At 59.9% G+C, this 15,699-nt stretch carries 15 protein-coding genes; 9 read left to right on the forward strand and 6 right to left on the reverse strand.

Features of this window, described 5'->3' with window-relative positions; genetic code table 11:
- Positions 1-53 precede the first annotated feature (53 nt).
- The 3 genes from GOV79_RS03835 to GOV79_RS03845 are packed head-to-tail and all read right to left on the reverse strand — an operon-like array spanning position 54 to position 3,473.
- Positions 54-1,523: a carboxypeptidase M32 gene (locus GOV79_RS03835; RefSeq protein ID WP_170788663.1), complete on the reverse strand. Its 1,470-nt coding sequence runs from the start codon at positions 1,521-1,523 to the stop codon at positions 54-56.
- Between the two features lies 1 nt (position 1,524).
- Positions 1,525-2,670 (reverse strand): heme A synthase, encoded by a 1,146-nt coding sequence (gene ctaA, locus GOV79_RS03840; RefSeq protein WP_170788664.1) that lies wholly within the window; start codon positions 2,668-2,670, stop codon positions 1,525-1,527.
- Between the two features lie 59 nt (positions 2,671-2,729).
- A complete protein-coding gene (locus GOV79_RS03845; protein ID WP_170752876.1) occupies positions 2,730-3,473 on the reverse strand; it encodes an RNA methyltransferase in 744 nt (247 codons plus the stop codon).
- Positions 3,474-3,626: 153 nt separating this feature from the next.
- Between GOV79_RS03845 and GOV79_RS03850 the strand changes: the two genes are divergently transcribed.
- The 4 genes from GOV79_RS03850 (at position 3,627) to GOV79_RS03865 (ending at position 6,826) form a co-directional block, all read left to right on the forward strand.
- On the forward strand, positions 3,627-4,244 hold the full coding sequence (locus GOV79_RS03850) for a thiamine phosphate synthase (RefSeq protein WP_170788665.1): 618 nt from the start codon (positions 3,627-3,629) through the stop codon (positions 4,242-4,244).
- Positions 4,245-4,289: 45 nt separating this feature from the next.
- The gene (locus GOV79_RS03855; protein ID WP_170788666.1) at positions 4,290-5,183 is read left to right on the forward strand and encodes a PfkB family carbohydrate kinase; all 894 of its coding nucleotides are present in this window, start codon (positions 4,290-4,292) and stop codon (positions 5,181-5,183) included.
- On the forward strand, positions 5,180-6,085 hold the full coding sequence (locus tag GOV79_RS03860) for a pseudouridine-5'-phosphate glycosidase (protein WP_170788667.1): 906 nt from the start codon (positions 5,180-5,182) through the stop codon (positions 6,083-6,085). The genes GOV79_RS03855 and GOV79_RS03860 overlap by 4 nt, the downstream gene beginning before the upstream one ends.
- Before the next feature lie 63 nt (positions 6,086-6,148).
- Positions 6,149-6,826 (forward strand): DUF502 domain-containing protein, encoded by a 678-nt coding sequence (locus GOV79_RS03865; protein WP_170774285.1) that lies wholly within the window; start codon positions 6,149-6,151, stop codon positions 6,824-6,826.
- Here GOV79_RS03865 and GOV79_RS03870 read toward each other — a convergent pair whose 3' ends face one another.
- Both GOV79_RS03870 and GOV79_RS03875 read right to left on the reverse strand, forming a co-directional pair.
- Entirely contained in the window at positions 6,827-7,852 is a 1,026-nt protein-coding gene (locus GOV79_RS03870; protein ID WP_170788979.1) for a patatin-like phospholipase family protein, read from the reverse strand.
- Between the two features lie 65 nt (positions 7,853-7,917).
- Positions 7,918-8,691, reverse strand: coding sequence for a 3-hydroxybutyrate dehydrogenase (locus GOV79_RS03875; protein WP_170788668.1), 774 nt, complete (start codon positions 8,689-8,691; stop codon positions 7,918-7,920).
- Positions 8,692-8,984: 293 nt separating this feature from the next.
- On the opposite strand from GOV79_RS03875, the gene GOV79_RS03880 reads away from it, so the two are divergent.
- Positions 8,985-10,799 carry an extracellular solute-binding protein gene (locus tag GOV79_RS03880; protein WP_170788669.1) on the forward strand — a complete coding sequence of 605 codons (1,815 nt, stop codon included), beginning with the start codon at positions 8,985-8,987 and terminating at the stop codon, positions 10,797-10,799.
- Positions 10,800-11,294: 495 nt separating this feature from the next.
- Entirely contained in the window at positions 11,295-11,531 is a 237-nt protein-coding gene (locus GOV79_RS03885; RefSeq protein ID WP_170774290.1) for a hypothetical protein, read from the forward strand.
- Here GOV79_RS03885 and GOV79_RS03890 read toward each other — a convergent pair.
- A complete protein-coding gene (locus tag GOV79_RS03890) occupies positions 11,520-12,143 on the reverse strand; it encodes a helix-turn-helix domain-containing protein (RefSeq protein WP_170788670.1) in 624 nt (207 codons plus the stop codon). The genes GOV79_RS03885 and GOV79_RS03890 overlap by 12 nt on opposite strands.
- A gap of 65 nt (positions 12,144-12,208) precedes the next feature.
- Here GOV79_RS03890 and GOV79_RS03895 point away from each other — a divergent pair, with 65 nt between their 5' ends.
- The 3 genes from GOV79_RS03895 (at position 12,209) to GOV79_RS03905 (ending at position 15,666) form a co-directional block, all read left to right on the forward strand.
- A complete protein-coding gene (locus GOV79_RS03895; RefSeq protein ID WP_170788671.1) occupies positions 12,209-13,726 on the forward strand; it encodes a class I adenylate-forming enzyme family protein in 1,518 nt (505 codons plus the stop codon).
- Positions 13,723-14,382 carry a DsbA family oxidoreductase gene (locus GOV79_RS03900; RefSeq protein WP_170774296.1) on the forward strand — a complete coding sequence of 220 codons (660 nt, stop codon included), beginning with the start codon at positions 13,723-13,725 and terminating at the stop codon, positions 14,380-14,382. The genes GOV79_RS03895 and GOV79_RS03900 overlap by 4 nt, the downstream gene beginning before the upstream one ends.
- 75 nt (positions 14,383-14,457) lie before the next feature.
- Positions 14,458-15,666 (forward strand): multidrug effflux MFS transporter, encoded by a 1,209-nt coding sequence (locus tag GOV79_RS03905; protein WP_170788672.1) that lies wholly within the window; start codon positions 14,458-14,460, stop codon positions 15,664-15,666.
- Positions 15,667-15,699 lie beyond the last annotated feature (33 nt).

Below are 15,699 nucleotides of genomic sequence, written 5' to 3' on the forward strand. Positions count from 1 at the left end.
CACTCTATCGTCTGGCACAAAGATTCCCACGGCCGAACACTGAAACGTGAGGGTCAGAGGCCGTAGAGCTTGCAGAATTTGTCTTCCAGATACGTCAGCAACGGCTCTGGCCCCGGTTCAACCCCACTGGCGCGGGTTATGACCTCGCGCGGGGCATAAAGCCCGCCATGGCGCTGCAGGTTCTCGCGCAGCCAGCCGGTTGCGCCCGTCGAGTCACCTTGCGCAAGCTGCGCGTCCAAATCTGGTAGCGCCGCGCGCAGCGCCTCATACAGGCATCCGGCGTAGACATTGCCCAGCGAGTAGGTCGGGAAATAGCCAAACAGCCCCACCGACCAATGCACATCCTGTAAGCACCCGTTTGAAGGCTTGTCGACCGCATAGCCGAAATCGGCCTTGAAACGGTCATTCCACGCGGCCTCCAGATCGCTGACCTGCAGGTCTTCGGCCATCAGGGCGCGCTCCAGATCAAAGCGCAGCATGATGTGCAGGTTATATTGCACCTCATCCGCCTCGGTTCGGATATAGCCGTTATGAACACCGTTGACGGTGGCATAGAATGCGTCGGCGTCACTAATCCCGAAATCGCCAAAGGCCGCTGTCATCTGATCGAAAAGCCAGCCGGTGAACGCACGCGAGCGGCCCAGCTGGTTTTCATAAATCCGGCTTTGGCTTTCATGCACGCCCATCGACACCCCACTGCCCAGCGGGGTCAGCGCATAAGCTTGGTCGATGCCTTGCTCATAAGCGGCATGGCCGACCTCATGAATAGTCGAGTAGAAGCAGTTGAACGGGTCGGTTTCGCTGGTGCGGGTGGTGATGCGCACATCCAACCCACTGCCCGAGCTGAACGGATGCACCGCCTTGTCCACGCGGCCCGTGTTCAGGTCATAGCCGAAGGTGGTCGCCAGTTTCTGCGACAGGCGCATCTGGGTTAGTTCGTCAAAAGTGCCGGTCAGGGCTTGCGGCGCGGGGCGATCCAGAACAGCGGCGCGCAGGGCCACCAGACGCGGGCGCAGCTGGTCGAATATCTCGGCAATTTGAGTGCCCGTGGTGTAGGGCTCATAATCCTCGACCATGGCGTCATAGACGTCACCGCCTTGCGCCAGCGCCGCGCCCTCTTCACGTTTCAGGGCAACGACCTCATGCAGCACGGGCAGGAACGTGGCCACGTCTTCGTCCGCACGGGCTTGCGCCCATGTGCCCTGCGCAGCGGATGTGACACGCGCAATCGACTTGGCCAGATCGGCGGGCACTTTGACCGTGCGCTCATAAGACCGGCGGATTTCTCGGATCTGCGCCTTGCCAGCTTCATCCTGCGGGTCGGCCTGTTCTAGCCACTCGGCCACGCGCGGATCAGACCGGCGCGCGTGCAGAACAGCTTCGATGGCGGCCATTTCTTCTGCCCGTTGCGGGGCCGCTCCGCGCGGCATCACCGTTTCCTGATCCCAGCCCAAACGCCCGGCAATCTGCCCCAGCGCCGAAGTTTCGCGTTGAAAGGCCATCAGGTCGTCAAAGGCGGTCATGTCAGACTCCGCGGATCGAGGTTGCGATTGGGTAAGCGGTCAGGAAACGCGCGCGCAGGATCAGGGTCCAGACGACCACGGCCATGAACTGATGGACAATCGCGATCTGCCACGGCGCAGCATAGACCACGGTCACAATCCCGATCACCACTTGCAGCGCCAGCGCTGCAAAAGCCGCGTTAAAGGCAAACCGCGTCTGCGGATGTGCGCTGGAGCCACCGCGCCTCCAGACGATGAAGCCGAAAATCAGCAGCAGATAGCCCGCACAGCGGTGAGTGAACTGCACCAGACCGGGGCTTTCGAAAAAGTTCCTCCACATCGGCTCTAGCATCGTTGCATCGGGCGGCAAAAGCTGCCCGCCGATCAGAGGCCAGTCGGTATAAGAGCGCCCCGCGTCTATCCCGGCGACCAGTGCGCCAATCAGAATTTGCAGGAATGCGAAATGCATCAAACCGGTCGAGAGCGAGAATAGCTTCGCCTCTTTCGCGCGGCGGGCCTGCATCAGGTCACGCTCCTCGCGGCCCAGCTCAAAGATGTACCACGCAAGGAACCCGAGGATCACAAAGGCCAGACCCAGATGAGTGGCCAGGCGATAGCTGGCGACGGCAGTCATCCCCTCGCCCTGCGTCACGCCCGAAGCGACCATCCACCAACCGACAGCGCCCTGAACTCCGCCCAGAACACCGGGGATCAAAAGCTTACTAGTCCAACCCGTAGGGATTTTCCGCGCGGCCAAGAAACCAAAGAACCCGATGGCCCAGACCAGACCGATCACGCGGCCCAGCTGACGATGACCCCATTCCCACCAGTAGATGAATTTGAAATCGTCCAGCTCCATCCACTGGTTCTGGATGCGCCACTGGTCGATTTCCTTGTACTTGTCGAACTCGGATTGCCAATCCGTCTCGGACATCGGCGGGATAGCCCCGGTGATCGGTCGCCACTCAGTAATCGACAACCCGCTATCGGTCAGGCGCGTCAGGCCACCCACAGCGATCATCACCACGACCAGCGCGAACAGCATCATCAGCCACGCCCGGATTGCCTTGCGCGCGCCGCCCCGGCCACGGTCGATCATACCGGGCTGAACCGCCTCTTGTTTCTGGTCGCCCGAGACCTCTTCGAAGATGCTGCGCTTGCCGCTCATGCTGTCCTCATGTCCTTGTTTTGTCGCACGCTAGGGTGAAGCGGAAGATAGGTCCAGCCTTAGCCCTTGTCCTTCCAGCGGACCATCTGCCGCATGATCCCGTGCAGCATCTGCACGTCCGCCCGCGTCATCCGCATACGCGACCACAGGTTGCGCAGGTTGGTCTTCATCCCTTCGGCCTTTTCGGGCGGGTAGAAAAACCCCGCCTCCTCCAGCCGGTCCTCGTAATGTTCGACCAGTTTTTCAACCTCGATCCCTGTCGCCCAATCGCCCTTGCCCAAATCAGTGGCCTCATGCACCACATCGGCGCTTTGGCGCATCCACTCATAAGCAGTCAGCAAAACGCATTGCCCGAGGTTGAGCGAGGCATATTCGGGGTTCACCGGTACCGAGATGATGGCGTTGGCCTTGGCGATATCTTCATTCTCAAGCCCCGCGCGTTCAGGGCCGAACAATACGGCGACTTTTTCACCCGCTGCGACCTTTTCGGCAGCGATCTGCATGGCGCGTTCCGGGCTGTAGACCGGCTTGGTCAACCCGCGCTGGCGTGCCGTGGTGGCGAAGACAAAGGTGCTGTCAGCCAACGACCCGGCCAGATCGTCAAACAGCTGCGCCTCATCCAGCAACCGCCCCGCCCCGCTGGACATGGCTACGGCCTTGGGGTTCGGCCAACCGTCACGCGGGGCAACAATCCGCATCCGGTCCAGCCCAAAATTCCACATCGCCCGCGCGGCAGCACCGATGTTTTCGCCCATCTGAGGGCGCACGAGCACAAAGGAAGGCTGGGATTTGTCGCTGGGCATGGCTGTCTCCGAAAGTTCCGCCTGCTGTAATCGGCACATTGGCGCAGGGCAAGCCGTCCGGGCGGCCAATTGCGCCAATATCCGGCTAAAAAGATTGCTTCCCCGGCCCAATCCGCTAAACCGCGCCAAAGACTGAAAGCGAAGGACGCGCCGATGGACACCCCCGAGCAGCCGCAGATTTACCTGATCACCCCGCCCACGATCACCCTGAGCACCTTCCCCGAGCAGTTGGGCCGCGTGCTGGACAGCACCGAGATCGCCTGCATCCGCCTCGCCTTGGCGGGTAGCGACGAAGACACCATCGCCCGCGCCGCCGATGCCTGCCGCGAGGTCGCGCACGCACGGGATGTGGCGATCGTGATCTCGAACCATGTCCTGCTGGCGCAGCGGCTAGGGCTGGACGGGGTGCATCTGGATGACGGTGCGCGCTCGGTCCGGGCGGCGCGCAAAGAACTGGGCGCGGATGCCATCGTCGGCAGCTTTTGCGCGGCCTCCAGCCATGACGGCATGACCGCAGGCGAGCATGGCGCGGACTACGTAGCCTTTGGCCCAGTGGGCACATCGGCCTTAGGCGACGGCACCATTGCAGAAAAAGACCTGTTCCAGTGGTGGTCGGAAATGATCGAGGTTCCGGTTGTGGCCGAAGGCGGTTTGACTCCCGACCTGATCCGCGAACTGTCGCCGCACACCGATTTCTTTGGCATTGGCGACGAGATCTGGTCGCAGGACGATCCTGTTGCCGCGCTGAAAGCCCTGACCGACGCGATGTGAGCGTTATCCCTTGCACCTGCCGTGACGCTGCGGCATGACACGGGCATGACTCAGACTAGCGAAATACTGTGTATCGGCTCGGTCCTTTGGGACGTGATCGGGCGGTCTGCCAGCGCCATGCGGCAGGGGTCAGACGTGCCGGGTCGGATCACCCGCCTGCCCGGCGGCGTGGCCATGAACATCGCCATGACACTGGTGCGGTTCGGTATGACGCCTACACTGCTGACCGCAATTGGCCGCGACCCTGAAGGCGACGAACTGGTCAATGCCTGCGCACGGCTGGGCATGGTCACGGATCACGTCTACCGCTCGCAGGATTTGCCGACCGACCGCTATATGGCTGTCGAAGGTGCCAATGGTCTGATCGCCGCCATCGCCGACGCGCATTCGCTTGAGGCTGCTGGGGCCAAAATCCTACGCCCGCTGATGCACGGACCGTTGGGCTACGAGAACACACCGTTCGAAGGCCCCATCGCATTGGATGGCAACCTGACGCTAACTTTGCTGGAAGAAATCGCCCAAAGCCCGGCCTTTTCAAAAGCCGATCTGCGCGTGGCCCCTGCCTCACCCGGTAAGGCCGAGCGCCTGTTGCCCTTCCTCAAACACGCCCGCGCGACGCTTTATGTGAACCTCGAAGAGGCAGGGCTCCTGTGTCAGCGCGAGTTCACCGATTCCGAGTCCGCCGCCAAAGGTTTGCTGGATCGCGGCGCCTTGCGAGTGCTGGTCACAGATGGCGGCAACTCGGCCACCGTGGGCACTGCAGATGAGATTCTGACCCAAACACCCCCGTCCGTTCTGGTGACACGCGTAACCGGCGCGGGCGACACTTTCATGGCGGCGCATATCGCGTCCGAGGCCGCCGGGGCCGCCCCCGACGCTGCCCTGACCCGCGCCTTGCACGCCGCCGCCACTTACGTTTCCGGAGAAACCCCACTGTGATCGACATCCACTACTCGGCCGAGGTCCGCGCCGCCAAAGACGCAGGCCAACCCATCGTTGCGCTGGAAAGCACCATCATCACCCACGGGATGCCCTACCCTCAGAACATCGAGGTCGCGGCGCAGGTGGAACAGGATATCCGCGACGCAGGCGCCGTGCCCGCCACTATGGCGGTGATCGACGGCAAGCTGCATGTGGGGCTTGAGGCCGATCAGTTGAAGGCGCTGGGTCAAGCGCAGGGCGTCGCCAAACTGTCCCGTGCGGACATGGCCGCTTGCATGGCCACTGGCGGGACCGGTGCCACCACCGTCGCAGCCACCATGATCGCCGCGCATCACGCTGGGATCGAGGTCTTTGCCACCGGCGGCATCGGCGGTGTGCATCAAGGGGCCGAGACCTCGTTCGATATCTCGGCGGACCTGCACGAATTGGCGCAAACCCCGGTGACGGTTGTGGCCGCAGGCGCCAAAGCGATCCTTGATCTTGCGAAAACGCTTGAAGTGCTAGAGACGCTAGGCGTGCCCGTCATCGCTTATGGTCAGGACGCGTTCCCCGCCTTCTGGTCGGCGCAATCGCCTTATGCGGCCCCCCTGCGCATGGATAACGCCACAGATATCGCCAAGGCCCATGCGACACGCCGCGCCCTTGGGCTGCCCGGCGGGCAACTCGTGGCTAACCCGATCCCCGCCGAAGACCAAATCCCGGCGCAAGAACTGGCCCCGATCATCGCCTCCGCCCAAGCGGACGCCGACGCGCACCGGATCACCGGCAAAGGTGTCACCCCTTACCTGCTGCAGCGCATCTATGAACAGACCGAGGGGCGTTCACTGACCGCAAACATCGCATTGGTTAGAAATAACGCAAAATTGGCCGCCAGAATCGCCCGCGCCCTGTCCGAGTGAGCAAAGCTATTGTACCAAGGCCCCGGACTGCTTAACTAAATCGGCAAATCACTCAGGACCGCAATGAACACGCCCTTTGACGAAGAACCTCACCGCGGACCGGGCCTGTTTTCCCGGCTGCGCGCGTCATTTCTGACGGGCATCGTTGTCATTGCGCCGGTCTGGCTAACCGTCTGGCTGATCTGGTCCGTGGTTGGCTGGATCGACAGCGCCGTTCTGCCGCTTGTGCCGCAGCAATTTCACCCGGAACAGTATGTAGGAATCAATCTGCGCGGCGTCGGCGTGGTGATATTCCTGATCTTCACGGTGATCGTCGGCTGGATCGCCAAAGGCATTCTGGGCCGGTCGCTGATCCATTTCGGCGAAAGCGTCGTGAATCGGATGCCAGTGGTTCGGTCGGTCTATTCCGGGATCAAACAGATCTCGGAAACGGTTTTCGCGCAAACCGAACGGTCGTTTGAAAAAGCCTGTCTCATCCAATATCCCCGCCGTGGTATCTGGGCTATCGGCTTTGTCTCGACCACCGCGCGGGGCGAGGTCAGCGACCGTGCCGAAACCGGCGGTGCACTGCTCAGCGTCTTCGTGCCCACAACACCGAACCCGACCTCCGGTTTCTTGCTGTTTTTCCCTGAAGAGGACGTGATCCTGCTGGACATGTCCATTGAGGACGCCGCCAAACTGGTCATTTCAGCCGGTCTGGTCTACCCGAACGAAAAAGACCCGACCCAGCCGCCCGAGTGATCAGCCGAACATCTCCGGCAGGTTGACAGTGCTTTGCTGGCCCAAATCCGCCTTGTGATCGGTCAGAAACCGATTAGCAGCCTGACGCCCAGCCTCTTTAAGCTTATGTAGGATGACCGGGTTCGGCACCGTCTTGGTCGCCACGGAAAGATCATTCATCAGCTCATCATCCGCGATCATATGCACCAACACGCGGCTCATCTCACCCGCCTGCAACTTGCCCTCGGCCAACAGACGCTGTACGAAACTGATCGCTCGCAACTCCCGAAACAGGGACGAGTTGAAACTGATCTCATTCACCCGATTCTGGATTTGCTGCGGGGTCTTCGGCACCTCGTCCCGCTCCAGAGGATTGATATTCACGATCACAACATCATCGGGCAAACCCCTGTCAAACAAAGGGTAAAGCGCCGGATTGCCGGTATACCCACCGTCCCAATAGGCCTCAGTCCGCCCCGTTTTTGGATCGAAAATCTCCACCGCCTGAAACAAGGTCGGCAAACAGGCCGAAGCCAAAATCGCATCGGTCGAAATCTCGTCCCCCGTAAACACTCGGATCTTGCCACTGCGCACACAGGTCGCACACACAAACAGGGCTGGTCCCAGATCCGCACAGACCTCATCAAAGTTGAAGCGATCAATCACCGACTCCAACGGGTTCTTGTAGAACGGCCCGTATGCATAAGGCGACACCAACCGCGACCACGTATCCCCCACGGAAAACGGCAAGGAATACTCCATCGCCTGCGCGACCGGAGCAGGCTCAACGGCCTGCATCCAATTGGCCAACCGCATGTCGCCCACGGCCCCCATACGCGCCCAAAGCCCGTTCAGGTTGGCACGCGCCCCATCGCGCCCATCCCGAACCATTCCTGACTTGTACGCGGCACCATTCAAAGCCCCGGCCGAAGTCCCAGTGATCGCAGCGACCTCGATATCCTCTTCGTCCAAAATCCGGTCCAGCACACCCCAGGTAAACGCCCCATGTGCACCACCACCCTGCAGGGCCAGATTGATCCTCTTCACAACGCTCACCCCTTCTTCTGTTCAAAAATACCTCGGGGGTGTGGGGGCCAAGCCCCCACGCAGTCTCACAACGCCGTCCAACCGCCATCCACGGAAATCGTCGTGCCGGTGATTTGCGCTGCAGCGTCCGAGCACAAAAACACCGTTGTGCCTCCCAACTGCTCAACCGTGGCAAATTCTTTCGACGGTTGCCGCTCCAGCATGACGTTCTTGATCACGTCATCGCGACTCATGTCATATTCCTTCATCGTATTGGGAATTTGCGCCTCGACCAGCGGGGTCAACACGTAGCCCGGACAAATGGCATTGCAGGTAATCGGCTCTTGTGCCGTCTCCAGCGCCACGGACTTGGTCATACCCACTAAACCGTGCTTGGCTGCGATATAGGCCGCCTTGTAGGGCGACGCCGTCAAACCATGGGCAGAGGCGATGTTGACCACACGCCCCCACCCGGCCTTGCGCATCATCGGCAAAGCGGCGGCCGTAGTGTGAAAAGCCGAGTTCATGTTGATCGCAATGATCGCATCCCATTTGTCGACTGGGAACTGATCAATCGGCGCCACATGCTGAATACCCGCATTGTTGACCAGAATATCGCATACGCCCACGGTCTCGATCAGCGCCCGGCATTCGTCGCCTTTAGACATATCGGCCTTGACATAGCGTGCGTTTGTTCCCGTCTGATCCGAGATCTCGGCAGCCAGCGCGTGATCCTCGTCGCGGTCGGTGAACGAGTTCAACACCACATCCGCCCCGGCCTTCGCCAACTCGCGTGCGATACCCAATCCAATACCTGAATTTGACCCTGTGATAATTGCCGTCTTGCCCGAAAGGCTCATGGTCGCTCTCCCTCGAAAACCGAATTTCAGCCACAGTGCCATGCTGCACCTGCAAAGAAAACGGCGAATGACAAAAGCACGAAACAGCGCCAAAAATCTGCACAAAAAAAACGCCCGCACGAAGCGGGCGTTAAGTTATTGAGGCAGGTTTCATACAGGCAAGAAACCTATCGAGCAGTGCACCCTTTATAAGCAATTCCACGCCTCCGTCCAAGCTAAAAGTTTGAAAATAAGAAAAATCATCGGTACGATGAATCCCAACAAAATAAGGCCAGAGCAGGATTGTTTCCAAAATGCGCCCCAATATTCTCCGCCCCATTCGCTCTGTGATCACGGGAATCACCCTGCTTTTGAGCAGTGCTATCGCTAACGCAGAATCGGCTCATGGCATAGCTATGTATGGCGCGCCCGCGCTACCACCGGATTTTGTGTCATTGCCTTACGCGAATCCCGACGCGCCAAAAGGCGGCAAAGTCGTTTTTGGAAATACCGGCGGCTATAACAGTTTGAACCCGTTTGTGCAAAAAGGCACCCCACCCTGGCAATTGCGATTTTGGACCCATGAAAGCCTCATGGGGCGATCCTGGGATGAGCCATTCTCGTTATACGGGTTGTTGGCCGAATCGGTTGAAACAGCACCAGACCGTTCTTGGGTCGAATTCACCCTGCGCGAAAACGCCCAATTTTCAGACGGAACTCCGGTGACTGTCGAAGATGTGATCTGGTCGTACGAGATTTTGGGCACCGAAGGCCACCTGCGATATCGCGGATTGTGGGGCAAGATCGACAGTATCGAACAGACTGGCCCGCGCTCGGTTCGGATCACCTTTAACGACCCCGACCGAGAGCTGGCGCTCATCGCCGGTCTGCGCCCGATCCTTCAAAAGGCACAGTGGGAGGGCAAGGATTTCGCAGACGCCACCCTGCATGACATCCCCGTCGGCACCGGCCCCTATGTGATCGATGACTATGAGGCCGGCCGCTATGTCACCCTGCGCCGGAACCCGGACTATTGGGGCGCGGACATCCCGTTCCGACGCGGAACCATGAACTTGGATGAGATGCGGATCGAATTCTACGGAGACGGCACGGTCCTGTTCGAGGCCTTCAAGGCCGGTGCTCTGACCGCCGTGCGCGAATTCAACGCCGACAAGTGGGACACGCAATACACCTTCCCCTCGATCCAGCGTGGCGACGTGATCAAAACTGAAATCCCGCATGGCAAACCTTCGGGAATGACAGGCTTTGTCATCAATACCCGCAAGGCCTCGTTCGATGATTGGCGTGTGCGCGAGGCGTTGACCCTTGCCTTCAACTTCGAATTCATCAACGACACGATCACGGGTGGCGCACAGCCCCGGATTACCTCGTATTTCTCGGGCTCGGATCTTGCCATGCAACCAGGCGAAGCATCGGGCCGAGTCGCTGAATTGCTGCAACCCTTTGCAGACACGTTGCCGCCTGGCGTGCTTGAGGGTTACAGCCTACCCGAAAGTGACGGATCAGCGCGTAACCGGTCCAATATCCGCAAAGCCACCGCTCTGCTGGCCGAGGCTGGTTGGACCATTCAGGACGGCGTGCTGCGCAATGCAGCTGGCGATGCCTTTACCCTCACCGTCCTTCTGCAACAGGGTGACACCGAAAGCGAAACGGCGATCGAGATTTACAGTCGCGCGCTGGAGCGTCTGGGTATTCAGGTCACGACCGAGATGGTCGACAGCGCCCAATATACGGGTCGCACTTCCGAGCTGGACTTCGACATGACCTTCTTCCGCCGGGCACTGTCACTGTCTCCAGGCAACGAACAGCGGCTCTATTGGGGCAGCGAGAACGCCGACACGCCGGGGACGCGTAACCTGATGGGCGTTGCCTCGCCTGCGGTAGATGGGATGATCGACGCCATGCTTGCCTCGGAAAGCCGCGAGGATTTCGTGGCCGCCACCCGCGCCTTGGACCGGGTTCTGACCGCCGGGCGCTATGTCATCCCGATCTGGAATTTCGACGTTGGCCGCATCGCCCACGCGAAAGAGCTAAAATTCCCCGACACTCTGCCGATTTACGGGGACGGGCCGGAATACATGCCGCAGGTCTGGTGGTTCGAAGAATAGCCCAAATGGGGCGCTTTCGCGCCCCATTCCGCCCTCCGAGCCAAGGTCTGATCTCGCCCGTCGCAGCCTGTCGGCGAAAATTGGCACATTCGGTTTTCTGACGACATAGAGTAGTCACTGTTTTCACTACCACAAAATCTGCGGGTCCGCGAATTTTCGTCCAAAATCGGCGCAGTCTCAAAAAGAGCTTTACCGAATACATCTTTGCCGCTAGCCTTCGGCCTATACTTCGCTCTGTGTGATAAGATTTTTGCTTTTATTCTTGAACTTTAGCCAATTTCGTACCCCGCAGCGCGTCTGAGAAACGGACCTGCCTCCACTCACTCCAACCTTAGGTCCGACAGCCCGTTGCGGTGCGGCTGCAACGGGCATTTCCATTCCGAAAATACGCAAGCGCAAGGTGCGACATTTTGTCATGCAACGGGTCGCGCAGGGGCTTCGTAACCTGAATATAGGCCGGGCAGCCTTGAAACCTGGAAACCGGAAAGCTTGCACATGCTGAACTGGACTGACCTGACGCAAGACTGGGATGCGATGTATGCACGCGCCAAACGGCGGTTTCCGAACCTGCGCGATCAGGATAAGCCAAAGCTGGGCAAGGATCGCAAAGGGTTCGAAGCCTATCTGGCCGAGCGGCACCAACTGACCGTAAACGAAGCCCATGAAGAGCTAGAGGATTTTCTGTTCACAGAAGGTCTGAACCGGGAATTCAGCAGCACTTTACGTAAGTGATGTTACCCACAGGATCGTTGCGTCCTCATCGCTGACAGACACGACGTTGTGGCCCATGCTGCCGTCGTAATAGGCGCTATCACCGCGACGCATCTCAACCGGTTCATAGAATTCCGTATACAGCCGCACGACGCCGGTCAGGACATACAGGAACTCTTCACCATCATGGCGTACCCAGCCCTCGAACTCGTCCATCGAGCGGGCCCGTACGCGCGCACGATAGGGCAGCATCTGTTTCTTGGTCAGTGTTTCCGCCAGCAACTCATGTTCGTAAGTCGCGGTCGCATGTGCCGCACCCTGACCCATCCGGGTGACAGACATCCGCCCGATCACCTGCTCGCGTTGCGGGGGCGTGAACAACTGCGGCACCGAGATCTCAAGCCCAACCGCCAGCTTCTTCAGCGCGTCATAGGTGGGCGACATCTGACCGTTTTCGATCTTGCTGAGCGTCGAACGCGCCAGCCCTGCCTGCGTGGCCGCCTGTTCCAGCGTCCAGTTGCGTGCTTTGCGCAATTCGCGGACACGGGCGCCCAGATCCAACGGCTCAAGCTCGGTATGGTCTCCGGATTCCCGCGCGATGCGGATCAGCGATGTCTGCTCTCGGGTGCTCATGCGTTTTTCTATAGGGCCAGCCCGTCCTGCTTGCAACGCGTCAGACGTCACGTTAGCCAAGGTCCATGATGTCTGTCTTCGATCAAGGCCCGCCACCAGCTTGCCCCGTACCATTCAATTTGGCTGCGCATGTGTTGCGTCACGCGGATGATTTTGCGGAAAAGACCGCTTTGTCAGTGCTGGGTGCGCAGGGCGCGCAACATTGGACTTATGCCGCGTTGAAACGCGCCATACTGGGCACAGGCGCCGGCTTGCTGCAGGCGGGTCTGTTCCCGGGTGATATCGCGTTGATGCGGTTGGGAAACACGGTTGATTTTCCGATTGCGTATCTGGGCGCAATTGCGGTGGGGATTGTCCCCGTTCCAACCTCGTCTCAACTGACCGAGCCAGAAACGACGAAAATCATTCAGGATCTGAAACCAGCGGCTGTGCTGCGTGACCCATCGGTGGCTTGTGCTCCTCATCCGGTTCAAGTTTCCTTGTCCGACCTGATCATGATGCGGGACCTCGCACCCGCCACAGTCCAGATGGGCGACCCCGAGCGTTTGGCTTATGTCGTCTACACCTCTGGCACTTCGGGCAAACCCCGCGCCGTTGCCCATGCCCATCGAGCGATCTGGGCGCGGCAGATGATGGTCGATGGCTGGTACGGGTTGCGCGAAGATGACCGGTTGTGCCACGCGGGCGCCTTCAACTGGACCTATACGCTGGGCACCGGGTTGATGGATCCCTGGACAATCGGTGCCACGGCGCTGATCCCAGAACCGGGCACCGATCTGACCGCCCTGCCCGGCTTGCTGCGCGACCACCAAGCCACGATCTTTGCCGCCGCTCCGGGGGTGTTCCGCAAGATCGTATCGTCCCGTGATGACCTGCACCTGCCCGATTTGCGCCATGGATTGTGCGCCGGGGAAAAGCTGTCGCCTACGCTGCACCATGCCTGGATGCGCGCCACGGGAACCGAGCTGTTCGAAGCTTACGGTATGTCCGAATGTTCGACCTTCATCTCCTCCAGCCCTAACCATCCGGCACGGGGAGAGTCATTGGGACAACCGCAACCCGGTCGTCGCGTTGCGATTCTGGGGCCCGACGGCCCTGCACCGCGGGGTCAGGCAGGCATCATCGCCATCCACCGTTCGGACCCCGGCCTGATGCTGACCTATCTGAACGCCCCGGACGAGGCGCAGGCGCGAATGCAGGGCGACTGGTTTTTAACCGGAGATCAGGGGGCGATGGCCGTTGACGGCCAGATCACTTATCTGGGGCGCGACGATGACATGATGAACGCGGGCGGCTATCGGGTCTCACCGATTGAGGTCGAAGCGGTGCTGTCGCAATACCCAGGCATCGCGCAGGTCGGAGCGGCAGCGGTTGAGGTCAAACAGGACACTTTTCTGATCGCCGCTTTCTATACCGGGCCGGAAGAACTGGACGAGGCGGACCTGCGCACCTATGTGGAAGCAAATCTGGCGCGCTACAAGCAACCGCGCGCCTTTATCTATCTGCCCGAACTGCCGACCGGTGGGAACGGCAAACTCCTGCGCCGGGCGCTTCCGGCCTACTTCAAGGCGAGCCAACAATGACCCAGACCGTCAAGCTTGATATCATGTCCGACCCGATTTGCCCGTGGTGCTATATCGGCAAGACCCATCTGGACAAAGCGCTGGCCGCGATCCCCGACCACCCCTTTGTCATCGAATGGCACCCGTTTCAGCTGAACCCCGACATGCCTGATAACGGCATGGATCGTCGTGAATATCTGGAGCGTAAATTCGGCGGCAAAGAAGGCGCCGTGCGGGCCTATGCGCCGGTGGTCGAACATGCCGAGAATGCCGGGCTGAAGATCGACTTCGAAGGCATGAAGCGCACCCCAAATACGCTGGACGCGCACCGCCTGATCCATTGGGCCGGGATCGAGGGCAAGCAAACCGAGGCCGTGGACGCCCTGTTCGACGCCTATTTCGTCCAGGCGCGCGATATCGGAGACCATGAGGTTCTTGGCGATATTGCAGACAGCATCGGCATGGACGCCGCCGTAGTGTTGAAACTGTTGAAGTCAGACGCAGACCGTTCGGATATCAGCAACCGCGACAGCCACTCGCGCCAAATGGGCGTGAACTCGGTCCCGACCTTCATCGTGGCCAACCAGCACGCCGTTCCCGGTGCGCAGCCGCCCGAGATGTGGGAGCGCGTGATCGCGGACATCATGTCTCAACTTGAGGCCTCCCCTGCAAATTAGCACAGGTCTGTGTGCATTGGCATGACTGGCGCCCCCTGACCGCGCGTGATAGCGCGAACGGGTCAGGAGGGCACCATGGCCAGTCGCATGTCTCGCGGAGAGTTCGTCGCACTTGTCGCAATGATGTTTGCAACAATTGCGTTTTCCATCGATTCGATATTGCCTGCGCTGCCCGATATCGGCGCACAGCTTAGCCCCGATGACACCAACAAGGCGCAACTGATCCTGACATCCTTTGTGCTGGGTATGGGTATCGGCACCTTTTTCACCGGCCCGTTGTCGGACGCTTTCGGGCGCAAACCTGTAATCTATGTAGGCTCGGCCCTTTATATCCTTGCCGCTGCCGCCGCATGGGCAAGTTCTTCGCTGGAAATGCTGCTGCTGGCCCGCGTTCTGCAAGGTGTCGGCAGCGCCGCGCCGCGTGTGGTCGCCATGGCCATAATCCGCGATCTCTATTCCGGGCGCGAGATGGCGCGGATCGTCTCCATCGCCATGATGATTTTCACTTTGGTCCCGGCCATTGCGCCCATGATGGGCGCCGGCGTGATCGCCTTGGCCGGTTGGCGCGCGGTCTTTGTCTCCTTCATGCTGTTTTCGCTGATCACCATCATATGGATGGGCCTGCGTCTGCCCGAGTCGCTGACGCCCGAAAACCGCCGCCCCTTGCGCTTGCCGCTAATGCTGGATGCCGCCCGCGAGATGTTCAGCCACCCCACGGTGCGCCTGTCAATCATGGTGCAGACCCTGTGCCTTGGCATGCTGTTTACCATGTTGACCATGGTCCAGCAGGTCTATGACGAGATCCACAACAGCGCCCACAGCTTTCCCTTCTGGTTCGGCTTTGTGGCACTGATGTCGGGCTCGGCCAGTTTGCTGAATGCGACCCTTGTTGTGCGTCTGGGCATGCGGCGGTTGGTGACTTGGGGGCTGGGCGGTCAGATTCTGTTCACCTCATCCGTACTGCTGCTGAATTCGTTCGACCTGTCGGCCAACCTGTCCTTTGCGCTATTCGTCAGTTGGCAGACAGCGGTGTTCTTCATGGCCGGAATGACCATGGGCAACCTCAACGCCATCGCGATGGAACCGATGGGCCATATCGCGGGCATGGCGGCTTCGGTGATCGGTTCGGTTTCAACCGTTCTGGCCGCGCTGATCGCTGGCCCAATCGGTCTGCTCTTTGACGGTTCGATCCTGCCTCTGGGCGCGGGTATACTGACCATGAGCACATTGGGTTTCGGCCTGATGCTGCATATGGGCCGGATCGAAAACAGACTACTCGTCTGACCTGTGCAGCTTGATTGAAACGCGCTAACCTCC

It is taken from the genome of Ruegeria lacuscaerulensis (genome assembly GCF_013034745.1).
GTDB lineage: Bacteria > Pseudomonadota > Alphaproteobacteria > Rhodobacterales > Rhodobacteraceae > Ruegeria > Ruegeria lacuscaerulensis_B.